Source organism: Microbacterium maritypicum (genome assembly GCF_041529975.1).
GTDB lineage: Bacteria > Actinomycetota > Actinomycetes > Actinomycetales > Microbacteriaceae > Microbacterium.
Genome location: NZ_CP168030.1, coordinates 3,315,318 through 3,331,537, shown reverse-complemented (window position 1 = coordinate 3,331,537; position 16,220 = coordinate 3,315,318). Strand labels below are relative to the sequence as shown.

The following is a 16,220-nucleotide window of genomic DNA, read 5'->3' as shown; positions in this document are numbered from 1 at the left end:
AATACAGTCAATCACGCAATGCTGCTCACGAGAGGAAACAGATGACCGACCACACCGGTGGCGATCTGCTCGCAGACTCCCTCATCAACCAGGGAGTCTCACGGATCTTCGGCATTCCGGGCGTTCAGCTCGATGCCGCCGCAGACGCCCTCCATGCCCGCGCCGACCAGGTCGACTTCATCTGCGCTCGCAACGAGCAGGCGACGACCTACATGGCAGACGGGTATGCGCGCAGCACCGGAGACGTCGGTGTCGCCATGGTCGTTCCCGGCCCGGGAGTGCTCAACGCCCTCTCCGGTGTGGCGACGGGCTACTCCGCGAACTCGCCGATACTGCTCATCGCCGGACAGATCGATTCGAAGGCCATCGGCCGCGGACTCGGCGCCCTGCATGAGATCCCGGACCAGACGGGCATCCTCGAACGGCTCACCAAGTGGACCGGCATCGCCCGCTCCGCCGACGAGATCCCCGGACTCGTGCGCGAGGCCTTCGTGCAGCTGCGCAGCGGCCGCCCGCGTCCCGTCGCGATCGAGGTGCCGCCGGACGTGCTCGCCGCCACCTCGCGCATGGCGGCGGCCGAGATGGTCGCCGACGCCCCGCTCGTTCCCGACGAGCAGCAGATCCGCGACGCGGCGGCCCGGCTCCTCGCCGCCCGGCGGCCGATGATCGTCGTCGGCGGCGGAGTGCTCGCCTCGAACGCGTCCGTCGCTCTGCAGGCGCTCGCTGAGGCGCTGGAGATTCCCGTGCTGATGACCGAGAACGGCCGGGGAGCGCTCGACGCCCGGCACCGCCTCGCGTTCGACTCGCTCGCGCTCCGCGCCTTCCGTGAGGACGCCGATCTCGTACTGGCGGTCGGAACCCGCTTCGTCTCCACCTTCGGAACCCAGGTGGACACCCATGGTGCACCGGTGATCCTCGTGAACGCGGAAGAGGCAGACCTCGGCGGCCCGCGCGCCGCCGTGCAGACCCTCCACGCCGACGCCCGGCTGGCGCTCGCCGCGCTCGCCGCCGAGGTGGGGTCCCCGCAGCGCGATTCCCGCGAGAGCGAGTTCGTCCGCGTCCGCTCCTGGCTCGCCGAGCAGTTCGACGACATCGCCCCGCAGCGCGAGTACCTCGCCGCGATCCGCGGTGCGCTGCCCGAGGACGGCGTCTTCGTGAGCGAGTTCACCCAGGTCGGCTACGCGGCCAGCGCCTGTTACCCCGCGTACCAGCCGCGCACCTACATCGGCCCCGGTTACCAGGGCACGCTGGGCTACGGCTTCGCGACGGCGCTGGGTGTGAAGGCCGCGGATCCCACCCGCTCGGTGGTCTCGGTCAACGGCGACGGCGGATTCTCCTGGACCCTGCAGGAGCTGTCGACGGCGAAGCGCTACGGCCTCGGACTGGTGACGATCGTCTTCCACGACGGGTTCTACGGCAACGTGCGCCGCATCCAGAAGAACCGCTACGGCGCGCGCTACTTCGCCAGCGACCTGACGAACCCCGACTACGGCAAGCTGGCCGACGCGTACGGCATCCGCTCCGCGCGGGCGTACACGCCGCAGGAACTGGCGGGTGTGCTCGCCGATGCGGTCCCCGCGAACGAGCCGATCCTCATCGACGTGCCGGTGGGGGAGTTCCCCTCGCCGTGGCACCTCATCCATGAGGGCGTCCCGCGTCCCGTTCCGCTCGCGCCCGACGCGCACCTCGTGCAGCGGGCAGGGGTCTGACATGACCATCGGGCACGACATCGCAGGCATCAGGGAAGATGTCGATGGCCTCAGGGCGATCGATGTCGTCAGCCCGGCCGACGGCACCGTCATCGGCGCCGTCGTCGCAGGCGGCCCCGCGGACGTCGATCGCGCGGTGGCTGCGGCCGCGGACGCGTTCGGCAGCTGGTCCACGACGCCGATGGCGCAGCGGATCGCTTACGTAGAGGCGCTCGCCGAGGGGTTGGCGCGCCACCGTGAGCTTCTCGCCGCGACCCTCAGTGCCGAGATGGGCTCGCCGATCGCGTTCGCGCGTTCCGCTCAGGTCGGGGTCGCGATCGCCGACCTGAACATGCTCGCCGATGCCGCCCGCGCGCACGTCGAGCGGGAGGCGGTGTCGAACTCCCTCGTCGTCTCGGAGCCGGTCGGCGTCGTCGCCGCGATCACCCCGTGGAACTTCCCGCTGCACCAGATCGTGCTCAAGGTCGGCGCCGCCCTTCTCGCGGGCTGCACGGTGGTGCTCAAGCCCAGCGAGGTCGCCCCTCTCAACGCCGCGATCATCGGGGACATCCTCCGCGAGATCGGATTGCCGGCCGGTGTCGTGAACATCGTGCACGGCGACGGCGCAGGAGTCGGCTCGCCCCTCGTCGCCCACCCGGGCGTCGACATGGTCACCTTCACCGGCTCACGCCAGGTGGGGGAGCAGGTGGCTCGCGCCGCGGCGGCGACCATCAAGAAGGTCGCTCTCGAGCTGGGCGGCAAGTCCGCCGCGATCGTGCTCGACGACGCACCGCTCGAGGAATCGGTGCGGGGAGTGCTCGCCTCGTGCTTCGCGAACGCCGGCCAGACCTGCGCCGCGCAGACCCGCGTCCTGGTACCGGAGAGCATGCGCGATGCCTGGCAGAAGGCCGCGCTCGAGGTCGCCGCGGGCTGGGCCCCCGGTGATCCGCGCGAGGAGGGGACCGCGACCGGGCCCCTCGCCTCGGCTCTGCAGCGCGATCGCGTCCGGGCGCACATCGCCACGGCGATCGACGAGGGCGCGCAGGTGCTGACCGGCGGTCTCGATATCGTCGAACCGACGGCAGGCGGCGCCTACGTGCAGCCCACGATCTTCACCGATGTGACGCCGGACATGCGGATCTTCCACGAGGAGGTCTTCGGTCCGGTGCTCACGATCACCCCCTACGGCACGGTCGATGAGGCTGTCGACCTGGCCAACGACAGCGTCTACGGACTGTCGGGCGGCGTGTGGTCGAGCGACCCTCGACGCGCCCTCGACATCGCTCTGCGCATGCGCACCGGGACCGTCGGCATCAACGGCGCAGGCCTCGATGTCGGTGCGCCCTTCGGCGGATACAAGCAGTCGGGCGTCGGTCGGGAGTGCGGTGTCCACGGGTTCGAGGAGTTCCTCGAGCTCAAGTCGGTGATGGGCGCCGCTGCCCTCCTCGACGATCGCTCGTGAAGTTACATACCCGAAACACCGGCGACACGAGCCAATAAAGAGTAATTCATAACATTCAATTGGGTTGACCCGCACCGTGCGGAACCCGTGAGAGAGGACACCATGAGACGCAGCATTGTCGCCGCGGCCGCCGTCGGCGTGACGGCCCTCGCCCTGTCCGGCTGCGCCGGTACGGCGGAGCCCGGGGGAGGAGAAGCACAGACGATCAAGATCGCCGTGCAATCGGATCCCGGAACGCTCAACCCGATCACGAACGCGACGAACGCGAGTGAGTCCGTATCCACGTTCGGGTACGAGTCGCTGCTCTTCTACCCGACCGGGGAGGAGCCCCGAGGGCTGCTCGCGGATTCGTGGGAGTCGACCACGACCGGCGTGGAGTTCACGCTCAAGGACGGCATCCTCTGCGCCGACGGCACGCCGTTGACCGCGACCGATGTCAAGTCCACATTCGAGTACGCCGCGGCCGACGAGACGGGCTCGCCGTACAAGGGCGTGTACTTCCCGGCCGAGGGCCTCACGATCGAGGCGGACGACGATGCCCGCACGGTCACCTTCACCAGCGCGAACGCCCAGAGCTTCCTCGCCGAGACGATCGGCGCCCTGCCGATCGTGTGCGCGTCCGGTCTCGCCGACCCGGCCGTTCTCGACACCGAGTTCCACGGCACCGGCGCCTACGCGTTGAAGGCGTCCTCCCCGGGGCAGTCGTACACGTTCACGCTGCGTGACGACTACACCTGGGGTCCCGACGACACGACCAGCGAGACAGCAGGGCTGCCCGGCACGGTGGAGGTCTCGATCATCGAGAGCGATTCGACCGCCGCCAACATGCTCCAGACCGGCGAGGCCAACGTCGCCGAGGTCGGCGGCAGCGAGCGCGACCGGCTCGACAAGACCGAGTTCGCGAAAGAACTCGAGGTGCCGCTGCGCCCGGGACTGATCTTCTTCAACCAGGCGGAAGGCCGGGTCGGCCACGATCTCGCCGTCCGTGAAGCTCTCGCCCAGGCTGTGGACCGCGAAGCCGTCGGGCCTGTCGCCTCCGCCGGTCGCGGCGAGCAGATCACGACACTCGTGTCCGAATTCGGCGCCGCGTGCACCGCCATGGACAGCTCCGGCGCCATCCCCGACTACGACGTGGATGCTGCTGCTGCCGCACTCGACGCCGCGGGCTGGGTCGAGGGTGCCGACGGCATCCGCGCGAAGGACGGCAAGCCGCTGTCCATCCTGATGCTCTACCCGGCATCCGAGAGCCAGGGCGTCACCGCCGCGATCGAACTGCTGCAGACCGAGTTCAAGAAGATCGGTGTGGATGCTGTGCCCACCCCGTCCGCGTCCTACACCGACGTGATCTTCTCCGGTGGCGACTGGGACATCGTGTGGGCGCCGATCTTCACCAGCCTCCCGAGTGACTGGGCCGGCATCCTGGGCGGCGAGTTCCCGCCCAACGGCGGTAACTGGACCTACAACAGCAACCAGGAGTACTTCGACCTGGTGGGCGAGGCGCAGGCGCTGGCCGGAGCCGACTCGTGCGACGCCTGGCAGGCTGCGCAGGACTCCCTGTTCCGCAACCTCGAGGTGCTGCCCGTCTACTCGTCGACGTCGACTTTCTACGGTGTCGGTGTGGAGTTCGGCATGTCGAAGAGCATCCTCGCTCCGACCACGATCCGCGTGACAGAGTGACAGGATGACGTCGCAGATCGTGACGCGGCCGAAGACCGTCGTGGTGGCCACCCCTCGGGGTGGTCGCCACGGCGGCGGCCGCTGGATCCCCTTCCTCCTCCGGCGCATCGGCCGGATGCTCATCGCGATGTTCGTGATCGTGACGGCGGCGTTCGTCGTCCTCCGCGCCGCCGGGGGAGACCCGGTCCGCGCGGCACTCGGGCCGACCGCACCGGCATCCGTGGTGGCGGAGCGCCGGGCGCAGCTCGGGCTCGATGATCCTCTCATCGTGCAGTTCTGGAACTATCTGACGGGCATCGTGTTCCGTGGCGATCTGGGCGTCTCCCTGATCACCGGACGATCGGTGAACGAGCTGGTGGAGTACCGGCTCCCCGCCACCGTGCAGCTCGCCGGCATCGCGTTCATCGTGATCCTCCTCATCGCGATCCCCCTCGGGCTCGCCATCGCGATCCTCACCGCCGGCAACCGCCGTCGCCCCGTCGAGGTCGCCTTCACCTCGGTGACGGGCTTCTTCGCCGCCGTGCCGGAGTATCTGATCGGTGTCGCACTGCTGACGCTGTTCGCGATCACGATCCCGCTCCTCCCGGTCGCCGGCATCAGCGGCCCGCAGTCGTACATCCTCCCCGTCCTCGCGCTCGCGCTCGGCGCGTCGGCGTCGCTGTCCCGCATCGCTCGTGTCGAGGCGCTCAATGTGCTCAGCGACGACTACATCCGCACCGCGCGCTCCAAGCGGCTCCCGGCCGCGATGGTGTACTTCCGGCACGCCCTGCCGAACATGCTCACCGCCACCCTGACCCTCGGCGGCGCCCTGCTCGCGACGATGATCGCCGGCAGCGTCCTGGTCGAGCGGGTCTTCAACTGGCCGGGCATGGGCAGTGCCTTCGTGCAGGCGATCATCACCAAGGACTACGGCATCGTGCAGGGGCTCGCGATCGTCTACGCGGCGATCATCCTCGTCGTGAACCTGCTGGTGGATGTGGTGCTCGCCATCCTCGACCGTCGTACGACCATTCTGGAGACCGCATGACCTCCTCGCACCGGCGGCGCACCTGGCTGCTGCAGTCCCCGATGGCGCTGATCTCGCTGACCTTCATCGCGATCTTCGCCCTCCTCGCCGTGTTCGCCCCGATGTTGTGGGGTACGCAGGCCGAGACCCCGTCGCCCGCCGACCTCCTCCAGCCACCGAGCGCCGAGCACCCTCTCGGCACCGACGCGCTCGGGCGGGACCTGCTGCTGCGCACGCTCGTGGCCACGCGGCTGTCGCTCGTGATGGCGCTGACCGCGACCGCTCTGGGTGCCGTGGCCGGTCTGATCCTCGGTGCGCTGCCGGTCGTCGCCGGTCCGCGCGTGCAGCGCATGTTCGGCTCGGTCATCAACACCTGGCTCGCCTTCCCGGTGCTGCTGGTCGCGATGCTCACAGTGATCCTGCTCGGCACCGGCTCCACGACGGCCGTGATCGCGCTCGCGCTGACCATGACCCCCTCGTTCGCCCGCCTCGCACAGACCCTCTCCTCGCGCGTCGGGGGTTCGGAGTACCTGGCCGCGGCCCGCCTGCTCGGGGTGTCGAAGACGCGTCAGTTCACCCGCTACATCCTCCCCAACATCGCCGAGCCGGTGATCGTCAACGTCACGATCTCGATCGGCGGGGGACTCCTCGCCCTGTCGAGCCTCAGCTTCCTCGGCGTCGGCGTGCAGCCGCCCGAGTACGACTGGGGCCGCCTGCTCAGCGAGGGCTTCGAGCAGGTCTACAGCCAGCCGTCCGCGATCTTGGGGCCGGGTGTGATGGTCGTGCTCGCCGGAATCATGTTCGGCATGTTCGGCGAGGCGCTGGCCTCCCACATGCGCGGCCGGGGGCGCACCCGCACGCTCAGCGTCCGCGAGCTCGGCGATCCTGACCGCGTCTCCTCGACCACTGCCGTCGAGGAGCGGAGGGACGACGTGGAACCGCTGCTGGACGTTGCGGGCCTCAGCGTCTCCTTCCCCGGTGAGCACGGCTGGGTGCGCCCCGTGCAGGACGTCTCGTTCCGCATCGCACCCGGCGAGATCGTCGGCGTGGTCGGCGAGTCCGGCAGCGGCAAGAGCGTCACGATGATGGCGATCGCGCAGCTGGCTCCGGCCGGGGCCGCCGTCAGCGCGCAGCGCCTCACCTTCGCGGGAGAGGAGCTGTCCGGACTGTCGAGCGAGCGTGCGGCGAAGAAGCTCGGCACGAGGGTCGGTATCGTGTTCCAGGACTCGCTCACCGCGCTGAACCCGGCGCTCCGCGTGGGCACGCAGCTCGCCGAGGTGCCGCGCGTGCACCAGAAGGCGACGCGGCGGGAAGCGGATGCCGCGGCCGTCGACGCTCTGGCTGCCGTGTCGATCACCGATCCGGCGCGTCGGGCCAAGCAGTTCCCGCACGAGTTCTCCGGTGGCATGCGGCAGCGTGCGCTCATCGCGATGTCGCAGATCGGGAAGCCGCGGCTGATCATCGCCGACGAGCCCACCACGGCGCTCGACGTCACGGTGCAGCAGCGGGTGCTCGCCCTGCTCCGCCGCGAGTGCGAGGAGACCGGGGCAGCGGCGATCGTCGTCTCGCACGACATCGCGGTGCTGGCCGAGCTCTGCCAGCGCATCCTGGTCATGTACGGCGGCCGCATCGTCGAAGACGTCGACGTCCGCCACCTTGCAGAACCCGAACGGCTGGCGCATCCGTACACCCGCGCGCTGGCGGAGTCGCTGCCGGATCTCGACACCGACCGCACGGCACCGCTCGCGACGATCCCCGGCGAGCCGCCGGACCTCGCGCAGCCGGTGGTCGGCTGCGCGTTCGCCCCGCGCTGTGCGTTCGCCACCGAGCTCTGCCGCACCGAGACCCCTCAGCTCGTCGCGCACGGCTCCGGCCGCGTGGCGTGCTGGCACCCGCAGGACGTGGGCGTGCACGAAGACGAATTCGCGAAGGCGGGTGCATGATGGCCGATCTCGTCATCGAGAACCTCGTGGTCACATTCGGCCGCGGGCCCCACGCCGTGAATGCGGTGGACGACGTGTCGCTCACGGTGCCGCACGGCACGACGGTGGGGCTGGTGGGCGAATCCGGATCGGGCAAGTCCACGGTCGCACGCACGGTCGCGGGGCTCCAGAAGCCGACGTCGGGCCGGATCCTGCTCGACGGCAAAGACCTCGCGGTCGGACGCCGTGATCGCCGGGCCCACGCCCGAGACGTGCAGATGATCTTCCAGGACCCGTACTCGTCGCTGAACCCGCGCATGTCGGTGGGCGAGACCCTGGACGAGGCGCTGGCCACCCACGGCTCCGGCAACGCCAAGGCTCGTGCGGCCGGCGTCAAGGAGCTGCTCGAACTCGTGCGGCTGAAGCCCGGTGTGTCGGAGTTGCATCCGTCGAGCCTGTCCGGCGGCATGCGGCAACGCGTCGCGATCGCCCGCTGCCTCGCGGTGAAGCCGCGCCTGATCATCGCGGATGAGATCACGTCCGCCCTCGACGCCTCGGTGCAGGGCGCGGTGCTCAACCTGATGCGCGACCTGCAGCGCGAGCTCGAGCTCTCGGTGCTGTTCATCACCCACAACCTCGCCGCGGTGCGCTACATCGCCGACACCACGGCCGTGATGCGCAGCGGCGAGATCGTCGAGCACGGCGATGCCGACGCGATCGTCACAAACCCGCAGCATCCCTACACACAGGCGCTCGTGGCGGCCATCCCGCGCATCCAGAACGCCGGCACCGACAGCCTCCTCCACTCGATCGGATCCTGAATGACCCTGCTCGACGACGCTCAGGTCCTGCTGCCCGAGCTCGTGGCCCTGCGCCGCGCCATCCACGCCGACCCCGAGCTGGGTCTCGAGCTGCCGCGCACCCAGCGACGGGTGCTCGACGCGCTGGAGACCCTCGGACTCGAGGTGGTCCTCGGTGAGGGCCTGAGCTCGATCGCCGCGGTCGTGCGCGGCGCGCATCCCGGACCGACCGTGCTGCTGCGTGCCGACATGGACGCGCTTCCGCTCGTCGAGGACACGGGGCTCGACTACGCGGCGACGGGGGAGCGGATGCACGCCTGCGGGCATGACCTGCACGTCGCCGGTCTCGTCGGAGCCGCGCACCTGCTGGCGGGGCGTCGCGAGGAGCTCCACGGCGATGTCCTGCTGATGTTCCAGCCCGGCGAGGAGCTCGGCGACGGCGCGAAGCGGATGCTCGCCGAGGGGCTCCTCGAGACCACCGGGTCCCGGCCGGTCGCGGCCTTCGGCATCCATGTCGTGCCCGGCGAGTACGGCGTGTTCTCGACCCGTCCCGGCGCGCTCATGGCCGGCGCGATCGAGGTCGAGATCACCGTCACGGGAGCCGGGGGCCACGCCTCGGCACCGCACCTGACCCGGGACCCCGTGCCGGTGGCCGCCGAACTCGTCACCGCGCTGCAGACGTTCGTCACCCGCCGCTTCGATGTGTTCGACCCGGTCGTCCTCAGCGTCACGCAGCTGCATGCCGGGGGACCGGCCCGGAACATCATCGCCGACACCGCGACGCTCGTCGCCTCGGTGCGGGTGCTGTCGCACGAGTCGAGTGCGCGCGTGCAGACGGAGCTCCCCGCACTCGTCCGCGAGATCGCGGCCGCCCACGGTTGCACGGCCCAGGTCGATGTGACCGTGCTGTGCGCGCCCACCGTGAACGATGCCCGCGCGGTGGAGCGGGTGCGAGCCACGCTGCGGGGCCTGTTCGGCGACGAACGCGTGTGGGAGACCGCGCACCCCGTGATGGGATCGGAGGACTTCTCCTTCGTGCTCGAACAGGTTCCGGGGGCGTTCCTGTTCCTGCGGGCGACGCCGGCGGAGGTCGACCTCGAGACGGCGTCTCCGAACCACTCTCCGACGGTCGTGTTCGACGATGCGGTCCTCGCCGATCAGGCCGTGGCGCTCGCGGCTTTCGCGATGGAGACGCTCACGGCCTGATCTGCAGCCTCGTCGGACTCCTCAGCGGGTGAGGAAGGCGCGGAGGTCGGCGTTCAGGCGCACCGCGACCTCGGGGTCGCTGTACATCATGTGCCCGGCGCGGTACCAGTGGGTCTCGGTGCGCTCGCGCGGCAACCCCCACTGCCGCAGCAGGTGGTCGGCCGCGCCGACGGTCGTCAGCGAGTCGTACACGCCGGTGCCGATGAACAGTCGTCCGCGCGGTGTCTGCTTCATCCAGCGTGACAGCCGTGCCGGGTACGGGTACGTGCGGAACGGGGAGGGGCGTCCGTAGGCGACGAACCCCGCACCGCCCTGCTCGTCCCACTCCCAGTCGCGGCCCGCCTCCGGGTCGACCACGCGATACGGCTGCGCGGGGGCGGTGCCGAAGACGTGTCGCATCAACTGCTGCAGTCCCGCCACGTACCGCGGGGAGAGTGCCACATCGGAGGGGTCGTGGTCGAGCTCACCGGAGCGGCGGTCGGCCGCCGGTGCGGAGTACCGACTGTCGGTCACTCCGAGCACGCGTCCGGGGAGCAGGCGCGAGCGGAAGTCCTGCTTGCTGACCCAGAGTCGATCGTCGGCGAGCTCGCCCGTGGGAATCCCGATCATCCGCGAGAGGCGCTCCGAGATCCCGGCACGCTCGTCGGCCGGCAGCTGGTCGCCCTGCAGCATCGCGAGGGCGAGGTCGCCTCGAGCGAAGTCCAGTGCCGCGGCGATCGCGTCCTCGACCGTCTCGTGTTCGCGGGAGCCGACGCCGTGATACCAGGCCGTCGCTGCCTTGTACGGCAGGTTCGCGAGCGCTCCGACCACGTTGCCCGGACGATCCAGCGTCTCCTGGATGTTGACGGCCTGCCCCAGCAGCACCATGCCGTCCAGCGGCGCGGTGTCTATGCTGTGCGATGAGGTCGCGAGGAATGCCGCACGCAGGGTGCCGTAGCTCTCTCCGAGGAAGAACTTCCGGGAGTTCCAGCGACCGTGCCTGTCGACCCAGTCCGAGATGGCGGCGGCGATGGCGTCGGCGTCTCCCTCCACGGAACGGAAGTCCGACGCATCGGCATCGTCGGCGAAGCCCCCGAACCCGGTACCGGGTGCGTCGAGGAACACCAGATCGGCGACGTCGAGGATCGTCGACGGGCTCTCCTCCACGCCGTAGGGAGGGAGCCCGTCGTCGGCGAGGTCGACGGGGACGTGCGCGCGCATCGGCCCGATCCCGCTCAGGTGCAGATAGAGCGTCGACACCCCCGGACCGCCGTTGGTGAGGAACAGCACGGGGCGATCCGTGCCCTCGACGATGTAGCTGAACGCCGAGATCCTCCCCTGGACTGCGCCGTCCGAGCGCCGCAGCGGGAGCTCCTCGAGGCGGGCGGTGTAGGCCAGGTCGCCGACCCGACCCGCGGCCCCGAGCCCGATCATCCGTGCGTCGTGGCGTCGCGGTAGAAGTCGTCGAGATCGCTCTTCATGCGCTCCACCGCCCGTTCGTCCACGAAGGTCATGTGACCCGACTCGTAGAACGTGAACCGGATGTTCTCCCGCAGGCTCGGCGCCAGGTACAGGTGCGCCACGTCGACCTCGGGTCCGAAGAACGGAGTGGCCAGGTCGTAGTACCCGCCCATCACGAAAACCTTCAGGTTCGGGTTGCGGCGCACGGCGGCCGACAGGTCGATGGAGACGTCGGGCACCAGCTGCGGGGCATCCACGCCCGGTGCCTTGTGCTTCCAGTCCCACGCGCGGGAGATCGGCATGTTGTGCAGGTGGCGGTAGTGCAGGTCGCTGGTGAAGCCGATGTCGTCCACGAGGTGCGCGCGGTACGTCGAGAGGTGTGCGCTGTTGACGCCGGCGGTGGCCGCGTCGTCGGTGGCCGGGTCGTGCGAGCCGTTGCCGACGACGTACTGGTGCTCGGCGGTGAAGCGGGTGTCGAAGCGGCCGATCACGCGCCCTTCGTCGGCGAGCAGGGCGTAGCGGTACTGCTCCATCCCGATGCGGAAGTGGTACTTCTTCAGGTAGTCGGCGTCGAGCCCGATGAGGGCGCTCATCCGTTCGGCGACGGCGTCCTCGAGGTCGGCGGGCAGCAGATCGCCGCGTAGCAGCGCCTCGGCGAACGGACCCTGCGCGAACTCGCGTGCCTCCAGGAGGAGTGGCTCGAGCTCGGTGTGCCCGGTGCGGGCCTTGCCGTGGTACCAGGCGGTCGCCGCGTACGAAGGGAGCAGATTGATGTACTCGCGGGGTCCGCCGAGGTTGCTCTCGCCCCAGTTGAGCACGGTCGACAGAAGCACGACGCCGTTGAAGTCGAGGCCCTGGTTCTGCAGCCGATGCACGAGCGACGCAGCGCGCGTGGTGCCGTACGACTCGCCGAACAGGAAGCGCGGCGCATTCCAGTTGTTCGTGATCGTGAGCCAGCGCGTGATCGCCTTTGCGAACGCGGCGACGTCCTGGTCGACGCCCCACAGCTCTGCCGGGGTCGCATCGCCGAGGAGACGTGAGTATCCGGTGCCGGGCGCGTCGATGAACACGAGGTCGGAGGCGGTGAGCAGCGTGTGCGGGTTGTCGCCGCTCGCGTAGGGGGCGGGCGGCGTCGCGAGGGGTGTGTTCGTGGGCGTGCGCTTCGGTCCGAAGCCACCGATGTTGAGCCAGAGGCTCGCCGAACCGGGGCCGCCGTTGAACAGGAACGTCACGGGGCGCACCGGGGCGCCCTCCTCGCGGTCGGCGATGTACGAGGTGTAGAACACGCTCGCGAGTGGGCGGTGCTCGTCGTCGCGGACGATCACGGTGCCCGCGCCGGCGGTGTAGTCGAGCGAGCGGCCGCCCGCGGTGATGCGGTGGCGGCGCGAGGTGAAGGTCTCCGTGTCAGGTGCGTCTGCGGGGGTCGGCTCGGTCACAGGTCTCCCTCGGGAAAATGAATGAGTGAATTGAATATAGCTTAATCACTCACTCGCGTGCCGACCGAGGAAGTTGTAGACCTCGTTGTCGTCCACGCCGGGGAACGCGCCGCGGGGGAGCGGCGAGAACATGTGCGTGTGCACGCGCGCGCTCGGCCAGGCCCTGCCGTTCCAGCGTTCGGTGAGCTCGGCGGAGGGGCGACGGCAGCAGGATTCGTCGGGGCAGGTCGACACGGCGCGATCGCTGGTCTCGCGCCCGCGCCACCAGCGCGCGTCGTCGAAGGGGACCCCGACCGTGATGGAGAACTCTCCGTCGGTCGACGCCCCGGTCTGTGTCGAGCACCAGAACGTGCCCGAGGGCGTGTCGGTGTACTGGTGATGCTCCGTGGTGCGGTTCTGCTGGGTGAACGCCGCGCGCGCCTGGAACTTGCGGCACACCCGCTGTCCCTCCACCGCGCCGGTGACGTCCATGGGCAGCGGCAGGTCGTCGTTCTCGTAGACCCTCGTGATCGCGCCCGTGGCGTCCACGCGGAGGAAGTGCAGCGACATCCCGAGGTGCTGGGTGAGCAGGTTCGTCATGCGCATGCCGGCTCCCTCGTGCGTCACCCCGAACGCGTCGCGGAAGTCCTCGACCGCGAGGTTGCGATCCTTCTTGGCCTGCTGCAGGAACGCGACAGCGGCCGTCTCCGGCATCAGGCAGCACGCGGCGAAGTAGTTGATCTCCAGCCGCTGCTGCAGGAAGTCGGCGTAGTCGGTCGGGGGCGTGTGCCCCAGGTAGCGGTGGGCCATGGCTTGCAGGGCCATCGAGCGGAGGCCGTGACCGCCGGGGATCGATGCCGGCGGCAGGTAGATCCGCCCGTTCTCGAGGTCGGTGACCGATCGCGTGGAATGGGGCAGGTCGTTGACGTAGATCAGCTCGAAGCCGAGCTTCTCGGCCATGATGCTCACCGTGCGGTGGGTGAGCGCGCCCTGCACGTGCCCGGCGGCCTTCAGATGCTTCTCGGCGAGCTTCTCGATCTCGGGGAGGTAGTTGTTCTGCGCGCGCATGCGCAGCCGCATCTCGGTGTTCGCGCGCCGTGCCTCCTCCGGGGTGGCGATGGCTTCGCGTTCGCGACGCTGCAGTTCGCGGTGCAGTCCGAGCACCGACTCGATCGTCTCGTCGCTCATGCCCTTGGTCACGCGCACGGGTGCGACGCCGAGCTGCCGGAAGACGGGGCTCTCCTGGGCGCGTTCGAGTTCGATCTCCAGGGCGGCGCGACGGTTCGGCGGCTCGCCCGAGATGAGGTCGGTCACCTCGGTGCTCGTGGCGTGCGCGATCGCCTGCAGCAGCGACAGCTTGGGTTCGCGCTTGCCGTTCTCGATCAGGCTGAGCTGCGACCCGGCGACGCCGACCAGCGCGCCGAGCTCGTCGAGGGTGAACCCCTTCTCGAGCCGGTGGTGACGGATGCGATGACCGAGAGTCGTGAGGTGTATGCCGGAGGACGCCATTCCTTGAGTGTAGCGAAAGAATTGCAGTTCTTATCGCTCGATTTGTCCGAAAGTCCGGTCGGAAGCGGAAGAAGATAGGTGCAACGCCCCACAATTCAAAGGAGCACACGTCATGGCCTTCGCCGAAGTCTTCACCCCTCGCACGTCTCCCGTCGCACCGACGCGTACGTTCGGCGCGGCTCCGACGTATGACACCCCCGCCATGGCCGAGCTGGCCGCGTGGGTCGAGGAGATCCGCGCTCTCACCCAGCCCGACTCCGTGCACTGGGTCGACGGCTCGCGCGCCGAGAACGACTGGCTGCTGCACGGCCTCGTCGACGAGGGCAAGCTCATCAAGCTCAACCCCGAGTGGCGTCCCGGCTCCTACCTCGCCCGCTCGCACCCCAGCGACGTCGCCCGCACCGAGGGACGCACGTTCATCGCCTCCGAGCGCGAAGAGGATGCCGGCCCCACGAACAACTGGGCCGACCCCGCCGAGATGCACTCGAAGATGGACGAGATCTTCGAGGGATCGATGCGCGGCCGCACGATGTACGTCGTGCCGTTCTCGATGGGACGCGTGGGCGGCCCGCTCTCGCACATCGGCGTGCAGATCACCGACAGCGCCTACGCGGTCGCGTCGATCGGCATCATGACGCGCGTCGGCGATGCCGTCACGCGTCAGATCGCCGAGGGGGCTCCGTGGGTCAAGACCGTGCACACGGTCGGCGCGCCCCTCGCCCCGGGCGAGAACGACGTCGAGTGGCCCTGCAACGACGACAAGTACATCGTCCACTTCCCCGAGACGCTCGAGGTCTACTCCTACGGTTCGGGCTACGGCGGCAACGCGATCCTCGCCAAGAAGTGCTTCGCGCTGCGCATCGCCTCGGTGATCGCCCGCGACGAGGGCTGGCTCGCCGAGCACATGCTGCTCATCCGCGTGATCGACCCGCAGGGCAAGGCGTACCACGTCGCGGCCGCGTTCCCCTCGGCGTGCGGCAAGACGAACCTCGCCATGCTCCGCCCCACGATCCCGGGGTGGAAGGTCGAGACCCTGGGTGACGACATCGCCTGGATCCGTCCGGGCGAAGACGGTCGCCTGTGGGCGATCAACCCCGAGGCCGGCTTCTTCGGCGTCGCGCCGGGCACCGGCGAGTCGACCAACGTCACGGCGGTCGAGACGCTGTGGGGCAACACGATCTTCACCAACGTCGCGCTCCGTCCCGACGGCGACGTGTGGTGGGAGGGGCTGACCGACGAGGCGCCCGCGAACCTGATCGACTGGGAGGGCAACGAGTGGACGCCCGACTCCGGTCGACCGGCAGCGCACCCCAACTCCCGGTTCACGGTGTCGGCGGCGCAGTGCCCGCAGATCTCCGACGACTGGGAGGAGGCCGTGCCACTCGACGTCATCCTCTTCGGCGGACGCCGCGCCAGCAACGTCCCGCTCGTGGTCGAGGCCACCGACTGGACGCACGGTGTCTTCCTCGGCTCGAACATCTCGTCGGAGCGCACGGCTGCGGCCGAGGGCACGGTCGGGGAGCTGCGCCGTGACCCGTTCGCGATGCTGCCCTTCTGCGGCTACAACATGGCCGACTACTTCGGCCACTGGCTGAAGGTCGGTCGTGGTCTGCGCTTCGACCGCGCACCGCGCATCTTCCAGGTGAACTGGTTCCGCCGCGGTGACGACGGCCGGTTCCTGTGGCCCGGCTTCGGCGACAACTCGCGCGTCGTCGACTGGATCATCCGCCGCATCGCCGGCGACGTGCCGGCGGTCGACAGCCCGATCGGACGCCTGCCGCGCGTGGAAGACCTCAACCTCGACGGACTCGACATCCCCGCCGCCGACCTCGACGAGCTGTTCGCCGTCGACGCCGCGGCGTGGCAGACGGAGGCCGACCTGACCGAGGAGTTCTACGACACCTTCGGCGACAGGGTTCCGGCGGCGCTGCGCGCCGAGCTGGCGTCGCTGCGCTACCGCCTCGCCAAGGCGTAGCCCCAGACCGGTGCCGGTTCGGGGGAGCCGGCACCCTCACACCCGCGAAGGCGGGACATCAGAGACGAACCCATGGCTGAGTGGTCTCCGACGTCCCGCCTTCGTGTTGTCCCGGGAACG

The 16,220-nt window shown here is 69.6% G+C and carries 11 protein-coding genes; 8 read left to right on the top strand and 3 right to left on the bottom strand.

The window, feature by feature from the left end; all coding sequences use genetic code 11:
- The first annotated feature begins 41 nt into the window (after nt 1-41).
- From ACCO44_RS16125 to ACCO44_RS16095, 7 genes are all read left to right on the top strand, one after another.
- A complete protein-coding gene (locus ACCO44_RS16125) occupies nt 42-1,709 on the top strand; it encodes a thiamine pyrophosphate-dependent enzyme (RefSeq protein ID WP_372467382.1) in 1,668 nt (555 codons plus the stop codon).
- 1 nt (nt 1,710) lies between these two features.
- Nucleotides 1,711-3,150 (top strand): aldehyde dehydrogenase family protein, encoded by a 1,440-nt coding sequence (locus tag ACCO44_RS16120; protein ID WP_105709506.1) that lies wholly within the window; start codon nt 1,711-1,713, stop codon nt 3,148-3,150.
- Nucleotides 3,151-3,252: 102 nt separating this feature from the next.
- Nucleotides 3,253-4,827 (top strand): ABC transporter substrate-binding protein, encoded by a 1,575-nt coding sequence (locus ACCO44_RS16115; protein ID WP_029263029.1) that lies wholly within the window; start codon nt 3,253-3,255, stop codon nt 4,825-4,827.
- 4 nt (nt 4,828-4,831) lie between these two features.
- Nucleotides 4,832-5,854 carry an ABC transporter permease gene (locus tag ACCO44_RS16110; RefSeq protein WP_091034413.1) on the top strand — a complete coding sequence of 341 codons (1,023 nt, stop codon included), beginning with the start codon at nt 4,832-4,834 and terminating at the stop codon, nt 5,852-5,854.
- Entirely contained in the window at nt 5,851-7,776 is a 1,926-nt protein-coding gene (locus tag ACCO44_RS16105) for a dipeptide/oligopeptide/nickel ABC transporter permease/ATP-binding protein (protein WP_372467379.1), read from the top strand. Before ACCO44_RS16110 ends, ACCO44_RS16105 begins: the two co-directional genes overlap by 4 nt.
- Nucleotides 7,773-8,576 (top strand): ABC transporter ATP-binding protein, encoded by an 804-nt coding sequence (locus ACCO44_RS16100; protein ID WP_197021063.1) that lies wholly within the window; start codon nt 7,773-7,775, stop codon nt 8,574-8,576. Before ACCO44_RS16105 ends, ACCO44_RS16100 begins: the two co-directional genes overlap by 4 nt.
- Nucleotides 8,577-9,761, top strand: coding sequence for a M20 family metallopeptidase (locus tag ACCO44_RS16095; protein WP_262000578.1), 1,185 nt, complete (start codon nt 8,577-8,579; stop codon nt 9,759-9,761).
- Nucleotides 9,762-9,782: 21 nt separating this feature from the next.
- Here the strand turns inward: ACCO44_RS16095 and ACCO44_RS16090 are convergent, their stop codons facing one another.
- Genes ACCO44_RS16090 through ACCO44_RS16080 form a run of 3 tightly spaced genes read right to left on the bottom strand, consistent with a single transcriptional unit; the run spans nt 9,783 to nt 14,125 of the window.
- The gene (locus ACCO44_RS16090) at nt 9,783-11,174 is read right to left on the bottom strand and encodes a hypothetical protein (RefSeq protein ID WP_105709510.1); all 1,392 of its coding nucleotides are present in this window, start codon (nt 11,172-11,174) and stop codon (nt 9,783-9,785) included.
- Entirely contained in the window at nt 11,171-12,637 is a 1,467-nt protein-coding gene (locus ACCO44_RS16085; protein WP_372467376.1) for a S10 family peptidase, read from the bottom strand. Before ACCO44_RS16085 ends, ACCO44_RS16090 begins: the two co-directional genes overlap by 4 nt.
- A gap of 45 nt (nt 12,638-12,682) precedes the next feature.
- Entirely contained in the window at nt 12,683-14,125 is a 1,443-nt protein-coding gene (locus ACCO44_RS16080; RefSeq protein ID WP_029263022.1) for an XRE family transcriptional regulator, read from the bottom strand.
- Nucleotides 14,126-14,237: 112 nt separating this feature from the next.
- Between ACCO44_RS16080 and ACCO44_RS16075 the strand changes: the two genes are divergently transcribed.
- The gene (locus ACCO44_RS16075) at nt 14,238-16,100 is read left to right on the top strand and encodes a phosphoenolpyruvate carboxykinase (GTP) (RefSeq protein WP_262000580.1); all 1,863 of its coding nucleotides are present in this window, start codon (nt 14,238-14,240) and stop codon (nt 16,098-16,100) included.
- Nucleotides 16,101-16,220 lie beyond the last annotated feature (120 nt).